This is a genomic window from Myroides albus (assembly GCF_009711045.1).
GTDB classification, from domain to species: Bacteria; Bacteroidota; Bacteroidia; order Flavobacteriales; family Flavobacteriaceae; genus Flavobacterium; species Flavobacterium album_A.
Genome location: NZ_WMJX01000099.1, coordinates 1 through 2,643 on the forward strand (window position 1 = coordinate 1; position 2,643 = coordinate 2,643).

At 25.9% G+C, this 2,643-nt stretch carries 2 protein-coding genes; both read left to right on the plus strand.

Features of this window, described 5'->3' with window-relative positions:
• Positions 1-138: 138 nt before the first annotated feature.
• Positions 139-1,365, plus strand: a complete 1,227-nt coding sequence (locus GJV76_RS15390; protein WP_155093466.1) for a hypothetical protein — start codon at positions 139-141, stop codon at positions 1,363-1,365.
• Positions 1,366-1,400: 35 nt separating this feature from the next.
• Positions 1,401-2,321, plus strand: coding sequence for an AbiTii domain-containing protein (locus tag GJV76_RS15395; protein WP_155093467.1), 921 nt, complete (start codon positions 1,401-1,403; stop codon positions 2,319-2,321).
• Positions 2,322-2,643: the final 322 nt, after the last annotated feature.

Sequence of the window (2,643 nt, forward strand, 5' to 3'; positions counted from 1 at the left end):
CGAATTTAGAGGTGTCCTAAAAAAGGGAAGCCTACAATAGTATAAGATGTTTGCTTGATAAAAAGAAATTACAATTAGAAAAATTATATCAAGAAATAATGTATCATGATTAATAATAAAGCATATTTTAAAAATTAAATGAATTATACAATATTCTATTCTTGGCAATCTGATTTATCAAACAATCACAATCGATCTTTCATTCTTAATGCTTTGGAAAAAGCTAGTAGGATATTTTCTAAAGATAAAAAATTTAATGTTGATACAGTTATTGACAGAGATACTTATGGCCTTATAGGAAGTCCTTCTATCGTTGAATCAATAACAGGAAAAATAGCCAAATCAGATATTTTTGTTTGTGATATCTCAATAATTAATAAAGAACAAGGTGGTAGAAAAACTCCTAACCCGAATGTGTTATATGAATTAGGTTATGCTTCAGCTATACTGGGTTGGGAAAGAATTATTATGATTCAAAATACTGCGTATGGTAATATCGAAGATTTGCCATTTGACCTAAGAGGTAGAAGAATTTTACAGTATTATTTAGACGAAACTATAGAAAGTAAAACAGAAGAAAAAGATAAACTAAAAAATAATCTATCCAATGTTTTCAAAACAGCATTAAGACATTATAGTTCAGAATATATAGCAAAAGAGAAAAATATTTGGTGGGGAGAATGGAAAAATGAATCAAAGGCAAAAATGAAAAATGGTACTTTAAAAATTTTTCGAGTTGCTTCTGATTCCTTTTTCTTTAATATAGATATTTATGATGGAGCAAGAACAGGTGAAGTTTTTGGAAAAGCTAAAATTTTAACACCAAATTCTGCTTATGCTAAAATTAATAATTTTGATGATCAATATTGTGAATTAATTTTTAAGCGTAGACTTGAAGGTGAATCATGGTACATAGAGATTGAAGAAAGTGATGCGTGCAAAGAGTTTCACGGATTTGGCACTACCTTTTCTGGAAATTATAAACATCAAAGTGAACTTGTTGTTGATTTAAATTTCATTGACGAAATTGATTTAAATGAAATAACTAGACTAACTGGAAAATATTTAGATACTTTCTTAAATAATTTTCAGCAATTTGGAGAATCAGAAAATTTTGATGATGATAATTTTTGTGTTGTTAGTGGCGGCGTTAAGGGATTGTATACCATAATGGAATCAATTTTAATAACTGATCAAAAGGGAAATATTTGGTGTGCTTTTATTGATGCAGATATTGATGCTATAAGGTATTTTTCTAATAATAGTATGGAAACCAAAACTATGACGAAGTGGATTGAAAATATAGGTAATAAAAATATAGTAAAAAATAAAGATAATAATCAATATGAAGAGTATAGTTATTAATTAAAAATAAGTTATTGTATAAAATCTTAATTGAAATGGAGTTAGTTAGCCAGATTATAAATAATTTAATAGATGACACGTCATCATTACAAAATGCACTTTTAAAAACTAAAGTTTTAGCAAAAAGAATAGGAAACGATAGCTTACTGGAATGGACAAATTCAGAGTTAGCAGGATATAAAGACGAGACTCTTCTTCCTGATTATAGAAGAAATATATGGAATGAGTTAAAAGGGACTATGATCAATGGAAATTACAAATATACCGATATAGCAATTCCAACAGTAGGGCTGAGTAAAAAATTTAATTCTAGTTTAACACGTACAAATTTTACAGATAGTATTTCATCACTTGAAAATTTGATAAAAGAAAAAGGAACTTTAGGATCTCCATTAAGCGCAGAAACGACTTCATTAATTGAAGCTAATTGGCGAAATATGGGGAACCCTTATTTAAGCCTTATATCATGTCGAAAAATAATATCTAAAGCAAGTATTGTTGAAATAATTACAAATGTTAGAAGTAAGCTCCTTGATTTTATGTTATTAATAGAAAAAGAATTTGATACTTTTACTGAAATAAAAGAGCTTATATCTAAGAATAAAGAAATTACAAGTATAATGAATCAAACAATAATTAATAATTCTGGTAATGGAAACTCTATTAATACTGGAGATAATAATGATATTATTGTAAATAATAATATCTTGAAATCTAATATAAAGTACTTAACAAAAGTATTAGAAGAAAACAATGTATCAAGTGAAGATATTAAAGAAATTGAAGATGTAATTTTAAATGATAATCATGACTATGATAATAAAACATTTGGTGACAAAACAAAAAAATGGCTTACAAAAATGTTAGGAAAATCAGTTGATGGTTCATGGAATATTGCAATTGGAACAGCAGGAAATTTGTTAGCAGATTTACTAAATAAATTTATAGGTTTTTAATTCTATATCAAATCAATACCTATAAAATGTCTATACTTACCTTATAATTGTATGATAGCTTAATCACATGTATATGATATAAAAATAATGAATACTCAACTAATAAAAAAAATCAACATATTTAAAAATGAAATTATTTTAGATTTAAATAATATTATTTAATTTCTTTTAAGTTGTGAAGTATAGGATATGTATTTCCAAAAGTATAAATTTGCTTCTAATAATTATAGTGAAAAATGACAAAAAAATTAGTAATTAAAAATATTGGCCCAATAAAAGCAGTTTGTATGTCTTCAAACTAATGTAGACTTTTAGGACGTAA

What these genes read in the sequence shown, in the direction of transcription:
- GJV76_RS15395 (WP_155093467.1), top strand. Translation starts at nt 1,401, where the DNA reads ATGGAGTTAGTTAGCCAGATTATAAATAATTTAATAGATGACACGTCA.
- GJV76_RS15390 (WP_155093466.1), top strand. Translation starts at nt 139, where the DNA reads ATGAATTATACAATATTCTATTCTTGGCAATCTGATTTATCAAACAAT.